The organism is Burkholderia sp. BCC0506, assembly GCF_902833145.1.
Lineage (GTDB): Bacteria > Pseudomonadota > Gammaproteobacteria > Burkholderiales > Burkholderiaceae > Burkholderia.
The window spans coordinates 349999-367199 of sequence record NZ_CADFEN010000002.1; the positions used below are offsets into that span (position 1 = coordinate 349999).

General features: G+C 66.0%; 16 protein-coding genes. 10 read left to right on the forward strand and 6 right to left on the reverse strand.

Annotated features, from left to right (window positions below; all coding sequences use genetic code 11):
• The first annotated feature begins 16 nt into the window (after positions 1-16).
• Positions 17-649: a LysE family translocator gene (locus HWX62_RS05550; RefSeq protein WP_175932922.1), complete on the forward strand. Its 633-nt coding sequence runs from the start codon at positions 17-19 to the stop codon at positions 647-649.
• Between the two features lie 73 nt (positions 650-722).
• On the opposite strand, the gene HWX62_RS05555 is transcribed toward HWX62_RS05550, so the two are convergent.
• Positions 723-2351: an NADP-dependent glyceraldehyde-3-phosphate dehydrogenase gene (locus HWX62_RS05555; RefSeq protein WP_175932921.1), complete on the reverse strand. Its 1629-nt coding sequence runs from the start codon at positions 2349-2351 to the stop codon at positions 723-725.
• 248 nt (positions 2352-2599) lie between these two features.
• Between HWX62_RS05555 and HWX62_RS05560 the strand changes: the two genes are divergently transcribed.
• Positions 2600-2947: a hypothetical protein gene (locus tag HWX62_RS05560; RefSeq protein WP_175932920.1), complete on the forward strand. Its 348-nt coding sequence runs from the start codon at positions 2600-2602 to the stop codon at positions 2945-2947.
• Positions 2948-3159: 212 nt separating this feature from the next.
• Positions 3160-5289 (forward strand): TonB-dependent siderophore receptor, encoded by a 2130-nt coding sequence (locus tag HWX62_RS05565; RefSeq protein WP_175932919.1) that lies wholly within the window; start codon positions 3160-3162, stop codon positions 5287-5289.
• Between the two features lie 97 nt (positions 5290-5386).
• On the opposite strand, the gene HWX62_RS05570 is transcribed toward HWX62_RS05565, so the two are convergent.
• On the reverse strand, positions 5387-6334 hold the full coding sequence (locus tag HWX62_RS05570; RefSeq protein WP_175932918.1) for a LysR family transcriptional regulator: 948 nt from the start codon (positions 6332-6334) through the stop codon (positions 5387-5389).
• A gap of 225 nt (positions 6335-6559) precedes the next feature.
• Between HWX62_RS05570 and HWX62_RS05575 the strand changes: the two genes are divergently transcribed.
• Positions 6560-7588, forward strand: coding sequence for a DUF1338 domain-containing protein (locus HWX62_RS05575; protein ID WP_175932917.1), 1029 nt, complete (start codon positions 6560-6562; stop codon positions 7586-7588).
• Between the two features lie 239 nt (positions 7589-7827).
• Here HWX62_RS05575 and HWX62_RS05580 read toward each other — a convergent pair whose 3' ends face one another.
• From HWX62_RS05580 to HWX62_RS05590, 3 genes are all read right to left on the reverse strand, one after another.
• Complete coding sequence (locus tag HWX62_RS05580; RefSeq protein ID WP_175932916.1) at positions 7828-8025, reverse strand: CsbD family protein; 198 nt, start codon at positions 8023-8025, stop codon at positions 7828-7830.
• Positions 8026-8078: 53 nt separating this feature from the next.
• Positions 8079-8429 (reverse strand): BON domain-containing protein, encoded by a 351-nt coding sequence (locus HWX62_RS05585; RefSeq protein WP_074804383.1) that lies wholly within the window; start codon positions 8427-8429, stop codon positions 8079-8081.
• Positions 8430-8518: 89 nt separating this feature from the next.
• The gene (locus tag HWX62_RS05590) at positions 8519-8683 is read right to left on the reverse strand and encodes a hypothetical protein (protein WP_006484627.1); all 165 of its coding nucleotides are present in this window, start codon (positions 8681-8683) and stop codon (positions 8519-8521) included.
• A 400-nt stretch (positions 8684-9083) separates the two neighbouring features.
• Between HWX62_RS05590 and HWX62_RS05595 the strand changes: the two genes are divergently transcribed.
• The 4 genes from HWX62_RS05595 to HWX62_RS05610 all read left to right on the forward strand — a co-directional run bounded on the left by HWX62_RS05595 (position 9084) and on the right by HWX62_RS05610 (position 13857).
• Positions 9084-10616 carry a helix-turn-helix transcriptional regulator gene (locus tag HWX62_RS05595; protein WP_175932915.1) on the forward strand — a complete coding sequence of 511 codons (1533 nt, stop codon included), beginning with the start codon at positions 9084-9086 and terminating at the stop codon, positions 10614-10616.
• Between the two features lie 140 nt (positions 10617-10756).
• The gene (locus tag HWX62_RS05600) at positions 10757-10948 is read left to right on the forward strand and encodes a CsbD family protein (RefSeq protein WP_175932914.1); all 192 of its coding nucleotides are present in this window, start codon (positions 10757-10759) and stop codon (positions 10946-10948) included.
• A gap of 423 nt (positions 10949-11371) precedes the next feature.
• Complete coding sequence (locus tag HWX62_RS05605) at positions 11372-12523, forward strand: branched-chain amino acid ABC transporter substrate-binding protein (RefSeq protein WP_175932913.1); 1152 nt, start codon at positions 11372-11374, stop codon at positions 12521-12523.
• 161 nt (positions 12524-12684) lie between these two features.
• Positions 12685-13857 carry an FAD-binding oxidoreductase gene (locus tag HWX62_RS05610; RefSeq protein ID WP_175932912.1) on the forward strand — a complete coding sequence of 391 codons (1173 nt, stop codon included), beginning with the start codon at positions 12685-12687 and terminating at the stop codon, positions 13855-13857.
• Between the two features lie 94 nt (positions 13858-13951).
• Here the strand turns inward: HWX62_RS05610 and HWX62_RS05615 are convergent, their stop codons facing one another.
• Entirely contained in the window at positions 13952-15133 is a 1182-nt protein-coding gene (locus HWX62_RS05615; protein WP_175932911.1) for a serine hydrolase domain-containing protein, read from the reverse strand.
• Between the two features lie 277 nt (positions 15134-15410).
• On the opposite strand from HWX62_RS05615, the gene HWX62_RS05620 reads away from it, so the two are divergent.
• Together HWX62_RS05620 and HWX62_RS05625 are read left to right on the forward strand one after the other, a co-directional pair.
• On the forward strand, positions 15411-16538 hold the full coding sequence (locus tag HWX62_RS05620; protein WP_175932910.1) for an aminotransferase class V-fold PLP-dependent enzyme: 1128 nt from the start codon (positions 15411-15413) through the stop codon (positions 16536-16538).
• A 91-nt stretch (positions 16539-16629) separates the two neighbouring features.
• Positions 16630-17199 carry a YdeI/OmpD-associated family protein gene (locus HWX62_RS05625; RefSeq protein ID WP_175932909.1) on the forward strand — a complete coding sequence of 190 codons (570 nt, stop codon included), beginning with the start codon at positions 16630-16632 and terminating at the stop codon, positions 17197-17199.
• Positions 17200-17201 lie beyond the last annotated feature (2 nt).

Consider the following 17201-nt stretch of genomic DNA (forward strand, 5'->3'; position numbering starts at 1 on the left):
TCCCGCGAGGTTCACTATGAACATCCACGCCTTCTTCTCCGCCAACCTGCTGCTCGCCTACACGGCCTATTTCATCGGCACTGCCAGCCCCGGGCCGAGCAATCTCGCGATCATGTCGGTCGCCGCGAACCAGGGGCGCAGGGCGGCGCTCGCGTTCGCCCTCGGCGTGATTTCGGGGTCGATGTTCTGGGCGACGGTGGCGGCGCTCGGCGTATCGGCCGCGCTGCTCGCGTGGTCGAAGCTGCTGGTCGCGATCAAGGTGTTCGGCGGGCTGTACCTGCTGTGGCTCGCGTTCAAGTCGGGGCGCATGGCGCTGTCGGGCCCGCCGGCGGCCGCGGCGAACGCCGCGCGCGAGCAGCGGCTGTCGCGCTTTTACGTGCGCGGCGCGATGCTGCACCTGACCAATCCGAAGGCGATCCTCGTGTGGGTGTCGATCGTCGCGCTGTCGTCGAACGGCGCGGGCGGCGCGCACGGCGCCGTCGTGCCGGGCTGCCTCGCGATCGGCTGCGTGGTGTTCGGCGGCTATGCGCTGGTGTTCTCGATGGACGGTGCGCGCCGGCTGTACGTGCGCGGGCGGCGTGCGATGGAAGCGTGTCTGGCCGTCGTGTTCGGCGTGGCGGGGGTTCGGCTGCTGGTGACGAACGTCTAGCCGCCCGGTGCGTGCCGGAAACACGCCGCCGCACTTGCGTGCGACGGAGGTTCCGGCATCGATCGGGCCGGCTTCAGAAAATGAAGCCCGTATTGATGAACTTCGAGTGGTGATCCGACACGATCGTGTCGAGCAACTGCTTGCTGCTGTCGGTCTGCTTCGCCGCGACCATCGAGCGGATCGAGAACGCGCGCAGCGCGTCGCTCACCGACAGCGTGCCTTCCGCCGAATCCTTGCGGCCCGCGAACGGGAACACGTCGGGCCCGCGCTGGCACTGGCAGTTGATGTTCACGCGGCACACCTGGTTCACGAGCGGATCGACGAGCGCGCCGATCTGCGCCGGATCGGAACCGAAGATGCTGACCTGCTGGCCGTGGTCCGACGTCGTCACGTAGTCGAGCGCGGTGTCCACGTCGTCGAACGGCGCGACCGGAATGATCGGCCCGAACTGTTCCTCGCGGTACAGCTTCATCCCTTCCGACACCGGATACACGACGGCCGGGTAGAACAGCGTCTTGCTGAATTCGCCGCCTTGATGGTTGACGACCTGCGCGCCCTTCGCCTTCGCGTCGTCGATCGCATCGGTCATGTAGGCCGTGCGATGCATGCCCGGCAGCGGCGTGATGCTGACGCCCTTTTCCCACGGCATGCCGATCTTCAGCTGTTCGAGCGCGGCGGTGAAGCGCTTCAGGAATTCGTCGACGATCGAGCGGTGCACGAGCAGCATCTTCAGCGCGGTACAGCGCTGCCCGTTGAACGACAGCGCGCCAAGCAGGCACTCCTTCACGGTGAGGTCGAGATCGGCGTCGGGCAGCACGATCGCGGCGTTCTTCGCGTCGAGGCCGAGGATCGCACGCAGCCGGTGCGACTTCGGGTGCTGCTTCTTCAGGTGATCGGCGACCTTGCTCGAACCGATCAGCGCGAGCACGTTGATCTTGCCCGATGCGAGCATGTGCGGCACGACCACCGCGCCCGGCGCGTAGATCGTGTTGATCACGCCCTTCGGGAACGCGTCGCGGAACGCCTCCAGCAGCGGCTCGAACAGCAGCGTGCCGTACTGCGGCGGCTTGAACACCACGGTGTTGCCCATCAGCAGCGCGGGGATCAGCGTCGCGAACGTCTCGTTCAGCGGATAGTTGTACGGGCCCATGCACAGCACGACGCCGAGCGGCGTGCGGCGGATCTGGCCGATCGTGCCTTCCGCGATCACGAAGCGCGAGTTCGCGTTGTCGAGCTCCTTCAGCGCGTCGATCGTCTGCGTCATGTAGGTGACGGTGCGGTCGAATTCCTTCTGCGAATCGGCGAGGCTCTTGCCGATCTCCCACATGATCAGGTTCACGACGAGTTCGCGCTGCGCGACCATCCGTTTGATGAAGTCCTGCATGCACGCGATGCGCTGCTCGACCTTCATCGTCGGCCATTCGCCGCGGCCGGCGTCGTACGCGCGCACCGCGGCGTCGAGCGCCGCGTCGCTTTCCGTTTCGCCCATCACCGGGTAGCTGCCGATCTCGACCTGCTCGACGCTGCCGTCCGCCTGCCGCACGCACACGGGCGACAGCACGGTCTTGGTTGCGCCGTCCCAGGGGCGCAGTTCGCCGTCGACGAGCGACACGCGCTGGTGAATCGGCGAAGCCAGCCGGAATTCGGCGGGGATGTCCTGTAAGGCGGGAAACAGGTGCTGCAGGGAGGCGGAATCGGGCATGACGGTCTCGTTTGACGGGGTGTCCGGAAAGGACGGGCGATGCGAATCCTGAGCTGAATGATCCTCGAACCCGAATCGGCATCATGACGCGCATGCGACTGCTCGTCACGCGCGAATGTGGCCGATTCGGCGAATGGAACCAGTTCCATTTAAAAGGAACGCCGTCGCGAATGCAAGAATGACCGAATCGCGGCCGTGGCGTCGTAAGCATTTGGAAAGACTGTTTCCAAATCGCCGATATAACGGCCTTGATGCAGTCGCAAACGTTTTACTTCGACGGAATTGAGCGGATAATGGCGCAGCGCGGCGAGGAAAAAATACGCAGTGAACCTGAGAGCAGACGTGGTGAAGAACAACAGAAAGTCCGCCGCGCCGCCGATACGAGGTCGGCTGCCCGGAGCGCCGGGTCGGGGTTGCCCGGTCCGGCGCGCACCGGACCATTGAATCCGCTTCGCCTGCTGCCGCCGATCCTTCGCGATCCTGTCCGGCTTCCCCGTTTCCCTATCTCCCGTCCCGCCTTTTATCGATCGGTGTCGCTCGATGCGACCGGTTCAATTCTTTCTTTAAGCTTTCGCTTGTGTCGCCCAATGGCCTGAAATAGAAAGGCATTCGTCAGGAATGCAGAGCGCAATACGCATCCACGTTGCTGCCAGGCGACACGCACAAAATTAATTAAAAACACGAATCATTCTCGTTTATTATTTCGCCGCATTACGAGCCGTGACGGGACGTCACGGCTTTTTTCGTGCCCGGTGCGCCGGCTGGCGTGCTTCTGTTCGCCGTTTTCTCCACCCCTTCCACGTTCACGATGAAACTCAACAAGAGCGCGTGCCATGCGCTTCTGATCGCCACGTCGCTGGCCGGCGTGCGTACTTCGTTTGCGCAGGCGAGCGACGCCGCGCCGACCCTGCCCGCGATTTCCGTCAATGCGGCCGCCGAGCATGCGTCGTACGACGGCGGCCATTCGCGCGCGGCGACCAAGACCGACATGTCGCTGATGGACGTGCCGCAGACCGTGAACGTCGTGCCGCACGCGGTGATCGAGGATCAGAACGCGACGTCGCTGCAGGACGCGTTGCGCAACGTGCCGGGCGTCGGCTTCTCGGTCGGCGACGGCCAGCGCGACCAGATCACGATCCGCGGCTTCAACAGCATCACCGACCAGTACGTCGACGGCATTCGCGACGATGCGCTGTACTACCGCGACCTGTCGAACGTCGATCGCGTCGAAGTGCTGAAGGGGCCGGCAGCCGTGCTGTACGGGCGCGGCTCGGCGGGCGGCATCGTGAACCGCGTGCTGAAGCGGCCGCAGGCGAACCCGGTGAACGACGTGGGCGTGACGCTCGGCACGCGCGGCGAGCGGCGCGGCGAATTCGACCTGGGCTGGAACGCGAACGACGCGGCGCGCTTTCGGATGACCGGCGCGGCCGAAAATTCGAACAGCTTCCGCGACCAGTTCCAGCTCAACCGGCAGGCGATCGCGCCGTCCGCGCAGTTCAAGCTCGACCGCGACACCGTGCTGAACGTGGAATTCGACTACCTGCACGATCGCCGCACGTCCGACCAGGGGCTGCCCGCGTATCGCGGCCGGCCGGTCGACGTGCCGATCAACACGTACTACGGGTCGGCCGACGGGGTGAACAGTTCGTACAACGACGTCTCGGCGAAAAGCGCGACGGTGTCGCTCGATCACCGCTTCGACGATTCGCTGTCGTTCCACGGCGCGATCCGCGCGTACGACTTCTCGCTCGAGCGGAAGAACTACGTGACGTACGAGCCGATCAAGACCGCCGCGCACCCGGTCGTCACGCTCGACCAGTCGACGCGCCAGCGCACCGATCACGGCATCGACGGGCTGTTCGAGCTCACGCAGAAGACGTCGCTGTTCGGCATGCGCCACGAGCTGCTGTACGGGCTCGAGCTGTCGCAGCAGCAGAAGTTCGACACCGTCTACAGCGTGTCGAAGGTCGCGACCTACGATCTCTTCAATCCGCAGCCGGTCGTCCTGCCCGGCGTGCCGGCCGGCACGCGTGCGAAGACGAACGCGTCGACCGTCGTCGGGCTCGCGGGCGTGTACGCGCAGGACCTGATCTCGCTGACCGAACACTGGAAGGTGCTCGCCGGCCTGCGCTTCGACTACCTGAACCAGATCCGCCACGACTACACGTCGTCGAACGTCAACCTCGACCGCACCGATCATGCGTGGAGCCCGCGCGTCGGCCTGATCTACGAACCGCTCGACTGGCTCACGCTGTACGGATCGTTCAGCCAGTCGTTCTCGCCGCTGGCCGACACGCTGATCAGCTCCGGCGCGTTCGCGAACGGCGCCGCGCTCGCGCCGCAGAAGACCACCGCGTATGAAGTGGGCTCGCGCTTCGATCTCGGCGGCAAGGCGACGGCCAGCGTCGCGCTGTTCGACATGCGCCAGACCAACCAGCAGATCGGCGACCCGGCGAATCCCGGCTATGCGCTGCCGATCGGCACGCAGCACGTGCGCGGGATGGAGCTCGGCTTCACGGGCGAGATCGCGCCGAAGTGGTCGGTGTATGCAGGTTACGCGTACCTGAACGGCACGGTCGACGGTTCCGCGCAATCGACGGCGGCCGGCCTCTCGGTGTCGAGCAACACGCCGGGGCTGATGCCGCGCCACAGCGCGAGCCTGTGGCTCAAGCGCGAGCTGCCGTACGGCTTCTATGCGGCGGCCGGCATGCAGTTCCAGTCGGCGCGCTATACGTCGGCGAGCGATCTCGTCACGCTGCCGTCGTTTACGGTGTTCAACCTGGGCGCCGGTTATCGCAGCAAGAAGGTCGACGTGACGCTCACGCTCGACAACCTGTTCAATCGCCGGTACTTCATCGCCGCGCACGGCAACGCGGACCTGTACAACATGCCCGGCGATCCGCGCACGCTGACCGCCACGGTGAAGTGGCACATGTAACGCACGCGGTGCGCGGACGTGCGATTCGAAGAGGACGACGTGCCGGCGCGGCACGCATGCGGCGCCACCGCGCGCTGATGCCGGCGCGACGGCGCCGTTACTCGACGTCCTCGTCATCCTCCTCGTCGGCGTCGTGCGCGTCGCGCTGCGGCGCCGCATACGCGCTCGCCTGTTCGAGCAGCCAGCTGCGGAACGATTCCAGCGGTTTGCTGTGGCTGAACTCGGTCGGATACACGAGGTAGTACGCCGAATCGCCGACGGTTGCCGCATCGCACGGCACGACGAGGCCGAGCTGCTGCAACTGTTCCTCGACGAAGAACTTCGGCACGAGCGCGACGCCGAGCCCGGCCGCGGCTGCGCTGATCAGCATCGTATGCAGCTCGTAGCGCACGCCCTGCATCGTGCGGATGTCCTCGACGCCGTGCGTCTCGAACCACTGCGCCCACGCGCCGGGGCGCGTCGTCGAGTGCAGCAGCGGATACGCGAGCAGATCCTCGACGCGCTCGACCGGTCCGTTCAGCAGCGCGGGCGAGCAGATCGGCACGACTTCCTCGCCGAACAGGTAGTCGGACGACGTGCCGGGCCAGGTCGGCTTGCCGTAGTGGATCGCGGCTTCGAAGTGCGTGTCCTCGAACGAGAACAGGTCGGTGCGGCTGCCCATGTTCACGCGCACGTCGGGCGTGCGGTCGTAGAAACTCTTGATGCGCGGGATCAGCCAGTGCGACGCGAAGGTCGGCAGCACCGCGAGTTCCAGGTAACCGCCGCCGCTGCCGTGCGCGATGATCGACAGCGTGTCGCGGTCGAGCGCCTCCAGCGCGCGCCGCACCTGCGTGCCGTACAGCTTGCCGGCGCGCGTCAGCACGACGCGCTGCTTCACGCGCGCGAACAGCCTCACGCCGAGGCTCGCCTCGAGCGTCGCGATCTGCCGCGACACGGCACTTTCGGTCAGGAACAATTCCTTGGCCGCGTGCGTGAAGCTCTCGTGGCGGGCGGCGGCTTCGAAAGCCACGAGCGCGCCCATGTTGGGGATCTTGAATTTGCGCATGATGCTCGACTTGTCTGACGAAAGGGCCCGCGCGGCGCCGGGGCGAAGCGCCGGCGAAGGACGGCTAGTAGTTCCAAAAACTCATCACATATCAATTTAATCTCGCTTTACGCCCCGCTGCAACCCTTTGAATAATGCTTGCCATGCAAGGTCGGGCGCCCGCCGGGCGGCCGGCCGACGAGTGGCCGGCACGCTTGCCGGCAGGTCCCCGACACGAGAATCCTGATGCGCAATCCGAATATCGACAGCCTGCTGACGAAGCTGCTGGGACAGGCGAAGACCGACGCCCTGTTCTCGACCCTGAACATGCCGGCCATCCTCGAAGAATGGGAAGACGGCGTCGTGACGCGTGCGGAAATCGCGCAGGCGATGAACATGGCGTTGTTCGAAGGGCTGCTCGAGCGTTCGGCGAACGGTCGCGCGTACACGACCGAGGCGATCGAACGCGGCGGCTCGGTCTATTTCGACCACGGCGCGCTGCGCACGGTGCGCTGGCCGCACACGGGCGCGTTGCCGCCGGGCGAGGCCGCATTCACGCGCATCCTGCGTCCGCTCGGCTTCCGCCTGAACGGCCGTTACCCGCTCGACAAGCTCGGCATGACCGGCCGCGCGTATGCGCATGAAGACGCGCCGGACGAAATCGCGCAGTTCTTCGTCAGCGAACTGCATCCGGAACGCTTCTCGAAGGAATTCCAGCAGGCCGTGACGAACGTCGTCAGCTCGTCGCGCGACCCGCTGTCGCCGGCGGCCGTCGCGCTGCTGTGGGAAGTCGAGCGCGAAGGCTGGCTGCCGCTGGAAACCGCGCATGCGCTGCTGCCGGAAATCGTCGGCGCGTTCGCGCGTCAGCACGACGTGCCGAACGAACTCGACTACGAGACGCTGCTGATGGAATCGGCGGAAATGGCGTGGATCGCGACCGAGGGCAACGCGTTCAACCACGCGACCGACCGCGTCGCCGACGTGTTCAAGCTGTCCGACGACGAGAAGGCGAAGGGCCGGCCGATGAAGCCGGAAGTCGAACGCTCGCGCTCGGGCCGCGTGTTTCAGACGGCCTACCGCGCGGATACCGTCGAGCGCGAGTTCCGCACCCGCGACGGCGGCACGGTGAAGCGCAACGTGCCCGGTTCGTTCTACGAGTTCATCACGCGCAAGCGCACGTTCGACCAGGCGTCGCGTCGCTGGGTGACCGACCTGCGCTTCGATGCGGGCAACGCGCAGGGCATCTTCAAGATGACGGCGAACGCGGCGAAGTAAGCGCGGCGCGTCACACGCTGTCTACAAAAGGAAACGGGCCGGCGGCTGATTTCAGCCGTCGGCCCGTTTGCGTCGACGGGGCGTCGCGTGCGTCAGAAGAGGTGCGTGACCAGAAAAAACAGCACCAGCAGCCCGATCGGCACGCCGAGCAACCATGCGATCAGATATTTGCCCATGTCGTTGTCCTCCTCGTGGCCGCGACGCGGCGCGCGTCGCGGCGGGGTGAGACGACTGGCGCGTTACAGCTCGCGGTCGAATTCGTTCAACTGCTTCTCGGCTTCGTCGCGGGCGATGCCGTAACGCTCCTGGATCTTGCCGGCGAGGTAATCGCGATTGCCTTCCGCCACCGCGAGATCGTCGTCGGTCAGCTTGCCCCACTTGGCCTTCAGCTTGCCGGTGAGCTGCTTCCACTGGCCCTTGATCTTGTCTTCGTTCATGGTGTGCTCCTTTCGTAGGGGGAGAAAAGTGCGGCGCTCGGCCGCGGGGTAGCTCAGGCCTTCGCCTTCAGGCCGGATGCGTCGACGTGCTTCACGCCCTTGATCGCGCGTGTCACGGCAATGGCCTTCTTCACGGCGGTCTTCGTCGGCAGCACGCCCGTGAGCGTGACGACGCCGTCGACCGTCTTCACGCTGATGTCGGTGCTCTTCACGCCGTCCGTGGTCGCGAGCTCACCCTTCACCTTGGTCGTGATCCACGTGTCGGTGACCGGCTGGTTCGATTCGGACGCCATGCCGCTGTCGGTCGACGAAGCCTGGGCGTGCGCGTTCGTGAGCGGCGCGGCGGACAGCAGAAAGGCCGCGCTGACGGCGAGCAGTGTCGAAAGGTGCGAGGTCTTGTTCATTGATGTTCTCCTTCGATTGGCGGGTTGAATGAGTCAGTCGAGGCGCACGGAGCGTGCCTGCGCCGGCGAGCAGGGCGCGTGCCGGCGCGTTACCGGGCGATCGGCGTGTCGTAGCCCGGCTCGCGCGGCGGCATGTCCGGGCGCGGCACGTCCGGCGGCAGCGGCACCGGCGGGTCGGTGCCGGGCGCCGGTTCGGGCGGATTGTCCGGGGCCGGTTCGGGCCGCGTCGGATCGGGTGTCTGGTGCAATTTCATCCGTGTGTCCTCCCTCTGCGGTATGAAAGGGCGGCGCATGAGCGCCGATGCAGTACCAGCGTACCGACGCGAACGCGAGCGGACATCGCGCAAATTCACCGGGCCGGCTAGTGCGTTTGCACTGGGGGACGGAACAGGCGGGCGAGAACGGTACATGCATCACGACCCGGGCAATGCGTGGCGACGGGCGCGCAGGCCGCGCCGCACCGTTCGGCGGGGCACCGCACGATCGCGGGCGGCGTGCGAATGTACTATTCGAGATAGTGCATCTGCGCGTGTCGCGCGGTCGCGCGGCACGCGATCATCGCCGCACGCGCCGGCTCGCGCGTGCCGTTGCAGCGCGTGCCCGGCCGGCGCGCGCGTGTCGACCGCTCACGTAGACGACAGGAACCACGATTCGATGAACGAACCAGTAGACGAACAGGTGCTCAAGTCGCATACCGACCGGCGCCAACTGCATCAGATCATCGCGGGGCTCACCGAGGGGGTGATCCTGATCGAACCCGACCAGCGCATCGTCTGGGCGAACGAGGCCGCGCTCGCGATGCACGGCGTGACCGAGCTGAAGGCGCTCGGTGCCGACGTCACCGAATACCGCGAGCGATTCCGGCTGCGCTACCGGAACAACCATCCGGTGCGCGACGGTCACTATCCGATGGATCGCGTGATTGCCGGCGAAGAGTTCAGCGACGTGACGGTCGAAGTCGAATCGGCCGCCGACGAATCGGTGAGCTGGGTGCACCGTATCCGCAGCCTCGTGCTGACGAACGCGGCCGGCGAGCCCGATTGCCTCGCGCTCGTGCTGCACGACGCGACCGAATGGGCGAGCGCCGAGGAGCGCTTCGAGCGCACCTTCAACGCGAATCCGGCCCCGGCCGTGATCTGCCGGCTCGACGACTTGCGTTACGTGAAGGTCAACCAGGGCTTTCTCGACATGACGGGGCACGCGCGCGACGACGTGCTCGGCCGCTCGGTGTACGAGATCGACGTGCTCGAACAGGCCGAGCGGCGCGAGCTCGCGATCGAGCGGCTCGGCGAAGGCGCGACGATTCCGCAGATGGAGGCCGTGCTCAAACATGCCGACGGCAGCACCAAGGCGGTGGTCGTCGCCGGGCAGCCGATCGACATGAACGGCGAGGCCTGCATGCTGTTCACGTTCATGGATCTCGAGCCGCGCAAGCAGGCCGAGCGCGCGCTGAAGCAAAGCGAGGAACGTTTCGCGACGGCCTTCCGGATGGCGCCGGTCGCGATGGCGATCGTCACGGCCGACCGTTTCGAGCTGCTCGACGTGAACGATGGGTTTGCCGCGATGACGGGCCACGCGCAGGCCGACCTGCTCGGCAAATCCGCGGACGAGATCGGGCTGTGGGCCGAACGCGGCGCGTGGTCGCGCATCGAAGGCCGGCTCGCGGGCGACGGCCACGTGCGCAACGTGGACGTGCAGATCCGCACGCGCGACGGCGACGTACGCGATTGCGTCGTGTCGGCCGACCCGGTCGCGATTCACGGGCGCGACTGCCTGCTCGTCGCGCTGCTCGACATCAGCGACCGCAAGCGCACGGAGATGGAGCTCGTCTATGCGATCGAGACCGCGATGCAGGATGCGTCGTGGTTCAGCCGTACGCTGATCGAGAAGCTCGCGAACGTGCGGCGCGCGAATGCGCCGGATGCGGGCGCGCAACTGTCCGATCTGACCGCGCGCGAACGCGACGTATTCGACCTGCTGTGCCACGGACTTGCCGACAAGGAGATCGCGGGCCGCCTCGGGCTCGCGCCGAACACCGTGCGCAATCACGTCGCGACGATCTACGCGAAGCTCGACGTGCACAGCCGTGGCGAGGCGATCGTCTGGGCGCGCGAACGCGGGATCGTCGGCGCGGCCGAGGGGAACGGCGCGCGCGGCGACAAGGGCGCCGCGAAGGGCAAGGACTGACGGCGTCGGTACGAATGCACCAGGCGCACTGGTGCATCCGCATCTGCCGCGCGCGGCGCCCGCTTGCGATCCTGTCCGCTCGGCGATGCCGCGCAGGCCGCTGCACTGCCGGCTTTCCTCAACCATCGCAGGAGAAGACCATGGACAGGAATCGCATCGAAGGCAGGCTCAAGCAGGTCAGGGGTTCGGTCAAGGAAGCACTCGGCAAGGTGACGGGCGACCGCGAGACCGAAGCGGAAGGCCTCGCCGAACAGCAGGCCGGCAAGCGCCAGGAAAAGGCCGGCGAGGCCGCCGACGCGGTGCGCGACCATACGGACACCGATCGGCATTGATCGATGACGCGGCGCCCGCCGCAGGCGCCGCGCAGGCCGGCCGCGCCGGCGTCGCGACGATGATGCGTTGCCGGCATGACCACGGCCGGCCTTTACCCGACGGCGTGGCCGTCGTTCCCGCCGGAAGGCCTCCCTTCGCGGCCCACCGTCGCACGCGCCGCGGTCGACCCGCAGCACGGAACTTGATGACAAATCCTCACAACATAGTTCCGATATTTCGTTTGCTGCACGGGTATTGGCTACCCACAATCCATTCACCTCTTTCGCGATGAAAGGTTCTTCGGAGACGGAACCGCGGTGATCGTCCGGCCGGATCGGTGCGTCGCACGCACCCCGGCACGGCAACGCATCGCCGGCGCGCGGGAGGTGGCCGGCGCGCGGCCATCGCGCGTTGCATCCCGATCCCCCACAAGAAGGACTGTCATGACGTTCCGCATTCGTTCGCTTTCCGGCGTTGCATTGACTGCTGCGCTTCTCGCGTTCCAGACGGGCGCGGCCCATGCGCAGGAGACGATCGTGAAGGTCGGCGTGGCCGGCCCGCTGACGGGCGGCGGCGCCGCATACGGCAAGGACATCGAGAACGGCGTGCGCATGGCGGTCGATGAAGCGAATGCCGCGCGTACGACCGTCGGCGGCAAGCCGGTGAAATTCGTCGTCGCGTCGCAGGACGACCAGAGCGATCCGCGCACCGGCGTGCAGGCCGCGCAGCAGCTGGCCGACGCACAGGTCGCCGTCGTGATCGGCCACTTCAATTCGGGCACGACGCTGCCCGCGTCGAAGATCTACGCGAAGGCCGGCATTCCGATGATCACGCCGTCGGCTACCAATCCCGAGATCACGCGCGCGGGGCTCGACACCGTGTATCGCGTGATCGCGACCGACACGCAGAACGCGGGCAACGCCGGTGCGTACGCGGCGAGCGTGACGAAGGCGAAGCGCATCGCGATCATCGACGATCGCACCGCATTCGGCCAGGGCGAAGCCGACGAATTCGAGAAGGCCGTGAAGGCGAACGGCGGCACGATCGTCGCGCGCGAATTCACGAACGACAAGGCCGTCGACTTCAGCGCGCAGCTCACGAAGATCAAGAGCGCCAACGCCGACCTCGTGTTCTTCGGCGGTCTCGACGCGCAGGCCGCGATGCTCGTGAAGCGCATGCGCCAGCTCGGTATCCGCGCGCAGTTCCTCGCGGGCGGCGGCGTGATGAACGCGAACTTCATCAAGCTGGCCGGTAATGCCGCCGAAGGCGCATCGGTGTGGGAATACGGGCAGCCGCTCGCGCGTCTCGCGAAGGGCAAGCTGTTCGAAACGAAATTCAGGCAGAAGTACGGTGTCGACATGCTCGCCTACGCGCCGTTCGCATACGACGCGACGTGGATCGCGATCAACGCGATGCAGAAGGCGAACTCGACGAAGCCGGCCGATTTCAACGGCGCGCTGAAGGGCACGCGCTACGACGGCATCACGGGCACGATCGCATTCACGAACACGGGCGACCTGAAGAACCCGAGCTCGACGCTGTATGAAGTGAAGAACGCCGCGTGGCAGCCCGTCACGACGAAATCGGCGGACTGAACGCAACACAACGCAACATGCGCGCGGGCTTTCGCGGCGATGCCGGACGTGCTGAAATAGCCGAAGCGATCGCCGAGGAAATCCGCCCGCGCGCCGCCGCGCGAGCCGCGGCGCGAATCACCCGCAGGCCCTGAGCCTTTTACGTGCAACCGGAGTCAGTCGTGAGTTCTCAAGTCGTCATCGTCGGCGGTGGTGTGATCGGCAGCTCGATCGCCTATTTTCTGCGCGCCACCGATCCCACGGTCGCCGTGACCGTCATCGAACGCGATCCCACGTATGCGAAATCGTCGTCGGCATTGTCGGCCGCGTCGATTCGCCAGCAGTTCTCGACGCCGCTGTCGATCGAGATGTCGCTGTTCGGCATCGAGTTCCTGCGCACGATCGGCGAGCGGCTCGAAGTCGACGGCAACCGGCCGTCGATCGATCTGCACGAGGGCGGCTACCTGTTCCTCGCGACGCCGGCGGGCGACGCGACGCTGCGCGAGAACCATGCGCTGCAGACGCGCCTCGGCGCCGATATCCGGCTGATGGACGGCGACGCGCTGCGCGCGAAGTTTCCGTGGCTGAACGTCGACGATCTCGTGTCGGGCGCATATGGCGTGAGCGGCGAAGGCTGGTTCGACGGCTACGGGCTCGTGCAGGCGCTGCGCAAGAAGGCGCAGGCGCTCGGCGCGCGCTACGTGCCGGCCGACGTGAAGGACGTGGTGCGCGACGGCCGCAGGATCACGCATGTCGTGACGGGCGACGGCGAGCGCCATGCGTGCGACACGCTCGTCAACGCGGCCGGCGCGTGGACGCGCACGCTGTCGTCGATGATGGGCATCGACATTCCTGTGTATGCGCGGCGGCGCAGCATCTTCAACGTATCGTCGCCGGCGAAGCTCGCCGATTGCCCGCTGCTGATCGATCCGACCGGCGTGTATTTCCGGCCGGAAGGGCGCACGTATATCTGCGGTACGTCGCCGAGCCCGGATCGCGACCCGGACGACTTGCCGCTCGACGAAGTCGACCACGACCTGTTCGACGACGTGATCTGGCCGACGCTCGCGCACCGCGTGCCGGAATTCGAGGCGCTGCGCGTCGAGAATTGCTGGTCCGGGTACTACGAGTACAACGTGTTCGATCACAACGCGATCATCGGCTACCACCCCGACCTCGACAACGTCGTGTTCGCGAACGGCTACAGCGGCCACGGGCTGCAGCAAGGGCCCGCGACGGGGCGGGGCGTCAGTGAACTCATTCTGGGCGGGCGTTACGACACGCTCGACCTGTCGTCGCTCGGCTGGGCGCGCGTGCTCGAAAACCGGCCGATCGTCGAAAAGAACGTCGTGTAGCGCGGCGTGACCGCCCGGTATGGGGTGGGCGGGATTCTCCTTGTGTCTCAAACCCGTTGGCCCGACGCAGTCGGGCCTTTTTTCGTTGCGGGCGTTATCCGGCGCCGTAGACGGCGTCGCGCAGATCGAGCGTGTACTGCCCGTTCATCCCTTCGTAAAGCGTGTTCGACAGCGACACGACGGTGAGCCCGCGTGCGCGGTCGACGAACCACGAATGACCGTAGACGCCGCCCCAGCGCCACGTGCCGACCGATTCCGGCGACGCGGCCGCCTGCGGGTCGCGCAGCACCGAGAAGCCGATCCCGAAGCCCGCGCCGGGCAGGTCCGGCAATTCGAGGTCGCCGGTCTGCACGCGGCCCATCTCGTCGACCAGCCCGGCCGGCAGGATCGCGCCACCGCCCGCGCGCAGCGTGTCGAGCACCGTCAGCACGTCGCCGGCCGTGCCGACCATCCCGGCGCCGCCCGACGGAAACGCTTGCGCATTCAGCGCGCGCGACGGCGAATAGGTGACGCCGACGAACCCTTCTTCGATGGGCACCGTCTCGTTCTCGGCGAGCCGGTGCGGCTGCGGCGTGTCGTTCACGTAGGGCGTGGCGAGCCGGGCGGGATCGCGTGCGACGAAGCCCGTGTCGCGCGCACCGAGCGGGCGCAGCACGAGCGCATCGATCGCGTCGGCGAGCGGCACGCCGCAGACAGCCTCGATCAGCGCGCCGACGACGTCGATCGACAGCGAGTAATTCCAGCGTGTGCCGGGCGCGAACAGCAGCGGTACGCTCGCGATCCGACGCAGGTTCTCGGCGAGCGTGATCGATGCGCCGTCGAGCCCGTCGGAGACGCCCGCACGCGCATAGGGGCCGTTCGCGTCGGTTTCGTTGAAGCGATAGTCGAGGCCGGCCGTATGCACGAGCAACTGGCGCACCGTGATCGTCGGCACGCGGCCGTCGGGCAGCGCCGGACGGAACGCGGGGAGCCAGCGCGCGATGTCTTCGTCGAGCGACAGCTTGCGTTGCGCGACGAGCGCCATCGCGGCCGCCGAGACGATCGGCTTCGTGACCGACGCGAGCCGGAACAGCGTGTCCTCGCGCATCGGCGTGCGCGCTTCGCGGTCCGCGAGCCCGGCCGCGCGGCGATACACGAGTTCGCCGTCGCGGGCGACGAGGACGACCGCGCCGACGAGGCGCTGCGTGTCGAGCTGGCGGGACAGGACCGCGTCGATGCGCTCGGCGAGCGCCGGATCGGTTGACGACTGCAGTGACGATGCGGGAGAAGAGGTCATCGAAAATTCCGTCGTGAAGGATCTCGTCGACATGTTAGGCGGCTGCTGCCGTACGCGTCGTTAACCCTTACACGGAACAGGGCAATGTGCGCGGTGCGGGCCGGCGCCGGCGAATACCGGACCCGGCGGCCGACAAAATATGCGCCAATCGGCCGTCGGCGTTCGCTAGAATCTGCTTTCGTCGAGGAAATGACGCATTTGCATTGGTGCAGGGCAGTATCGAATCGAAGACATTGCTTGTCCCGATTCCATCGTTCATCTTTCACCGGAGGCGAGCATGCCAGGTTTACTTCCCGATGTTGACCGCGAGGGGCTCCTCGAATATTCGGTGGTGTACACCGATCGCTCGGTCAACCATATGTCGCAGCGCTTCCAGGGCGTCATGCGCGACATTTCCGCCACGCTGAAAAAAGTCTACAACGCGAAGTCGGTCGCGATCGTGCCGGGCAGCGGGACGTTCGGCATGGAAGCCGTGGCGCGACAGTTCGCGACGAACAAGAACTGCCTCGTGATCCGCAATGGCTGGTTCAGCTTCCGCTGGTCGCAGATTTTCGACATGGGCGGCATTCCGTCCGAAACGACCGTGCTGAAGGCGCGCCCGGTCGAAGCGGGCAGGCAAGCCGCGTATGCGCCGGCGCCGATCGACGAAGTGGTTGCCGCGATCCGGGAAAACAAACCCGATCTCGTATTTGCGCCGCACGTCGAAACCGCGTCCGGGATGATGCTGCCCGATGCGTACCTGCGCGCGGTGGCCGATGCCGTGCATGCGGTCGGCGGCATGTTCGTGCTGGATTGCATCGCGTCGGGCACCGTGTGGGTCGACATGCAGGCGAGCGGCGTCGATATCCTGATCAGCGCGCCGCAAAAGGGCTGGAGCGCGTCGCCGTGTTGCGCGATGGTCATGTTGAGCCCGCTGGCGCGCGAACGCATCGATTCGACGACGAGCACCAGCTTCGCGTGCGATCTGCGCAAGTGGCTGCAGATCATGGAAGCGTACGAGGGCGGCGGGTTCGCGTATCACGCGACGATGCCTACCGATAGCCTCACGACGCTGCGCGACGTGATGAAGGAAACCGAGGCATATGGCTTCGACAAGGTGAAGGCGGAACAGCTCGAACTCGGCGAGCGCATTCGTGCGCTGCTGACGGAGAAGGGGTTCAGGAGCGTGGCCGCGAAAGGGTTCGAGGCGCCGGGTGTCGTGGTGAGTTACACGGACGATGACGATATTCGCACCGGGAAGAAATTTGCCGATGTCGGTTTGCAGATCGCGGCGGGCGTGCCGTTGCAATGCGACGAGCCAGCGGATTTCAAGACTTTCCGGCTCGGGTTGTTCGGTCTCGACAAGCTGCACGATATCGATGGCGCGGTGAAGCGGTTTGCCGATGCGTTGAACCGGATTGTTTGACGCGTTTGTGCGGAATGGGTTGCGCCGGTGGTCGCCGTTCGTTGAGCGGCGGCTTTGAGTCGTTGAAAACTCAACCATTCAGGGTCGTGACATGGCCGAATGCGCTCTAAGCTTCAACAGTCAGCTCGAATGGGAAAACTGGTTGGGGCAACACGGCAGCACGTCGACCGGAGTATGGCTGCGGCTCGCCAAAAAAGGTACCGGGCAGCAAACGGTCACCTACGAGCAGGCGTTGGAAAGTGCCCTTTGCCATGGCTGGATCGATGGTAAAAAGAAGGCCGAGAGCGAGCAATACTGGTTACAACGCTTCACCCCGCGCACCGCGAAAAGCATCTGGTCCAAACTCAACAAGGACAGGGCAGAAGCACTGATCGCCGCCGGCAGAATGTGCCCGGCCGGTATGCGAGAAATCGAGAAGGCCAAGAAGGATGGCCGCTGGGAGGCTGCCTATACGTCGGCCAGCAACTCGATCGTGCCGGACGACTTGCAGGCAGCGCTGGACGCCAATCCGAAAGCCGCGAAGTTTTTTGCAACGCTGAACAGCCGTAATCGCTATGCGATCCTGTTCCGGATACAGAACGCCAAGAAGCCGGAAACACGGGCGCGCAAAATCGCGGAATTCATCGACATGCTCAAGCGGGGCGAGACGTTCCATCCGTAGAG

Coding starts and splice junctions, on each gene's coding strand:
- HWX62_RS05550 (WP_175932922.1), top strand. CDS start 17: ATGAACATCCACGCCTTCTTCTCCGCCAACCTGCTGCTCGCCTACACG.
- HWX62_RS05555 (WP_175932921.1), bottom strand. CDS start 2,351: ATGCCCGATTCCGCCTCCCTGCAGCACCTGTTTCCCGCCTTACAGGAC.
- HWX62_RS05565 (WP_175932919.1), top strand. CDS start 3,160: ATGAAACTCAACAAGAGCGCGTGCCATGCGCTTCTGATCGCCACGTCG.
- HWX62_RS05570 (WP_175932918.1), bottom strand. CDS start 6,334: ATGCGCAAATTCAAGATCCCCAACATGGGCGCGCTCGTGGCTTTCGAA.
- HWX62_RS05575 (WP_175932917.1), top strand. CDS start 6,560: ATGCGCAATCCGAATATCGACAGCCTGCTGACGAAGCTGCTGGGACAG.
- HWX62_RS05580 (WP_175932916.1), bottom strand. CDS start 8,025: ATGAACGAAGACAAGATCAAGGGCCAGTGGAAGCAGCTCACCGGCAAG.
- HWX62_RS05585 (WP_074804383.1), bottom strand. CDS start 8,429: ATGAACAAGACCTCGCACCTTTCGACACTGCTCGCCGTCAGCGCGGCC.
- HWX62_RS05590 (WP_006484627.1), bottom strand. CDS start 8,683: ATGAAATTGCACCAGACACCCGATCCGACGCGGCCCGAACCGGCCCCG.
- HWX62_RS05595 (WP_175932915.1), top strand. CDS start 9,084: ATGAACGAACCAGTAGACGAACAGGTGCTCAAGTCGCATACCGACCGG.
- HWX62_RS05600 (WP_175932914.1), top strand. CDS start 10,757: ATGGACAGGAATCGCATCGAAGGCAGGCTCAAGCAGGTCAGGGGTTCG.
- HWX62_RS05605 (WP_175932913.1), top strand. CDS start 11,372: ATGACGTTCCGCATTCGTTCGCTTTCCGGCGTTGCATTGACTGCTGCG.
- HWX62_RS05615 (WP_175932911.1), bottom strand. CDS start 15,133: ATGACCTCTTCTCCCGCATCGTCACTGCAGTCGTCAACCGATCCGGCG.
- HWX62_RS05620 (WP_175932910.1), top strand. CDS start 15,411: ATGCCAGGTTTACTTCCCGATGTTGACCGCGAGGGGCTCCTCGAATAT.
- HWX62_RS05625 (WP_175932909.1), top strand. CDS start 16,630: ATGGCCGAATGCGCTCTAAGCTTCAACAGTCAGCTCGAATGGGAAAAC.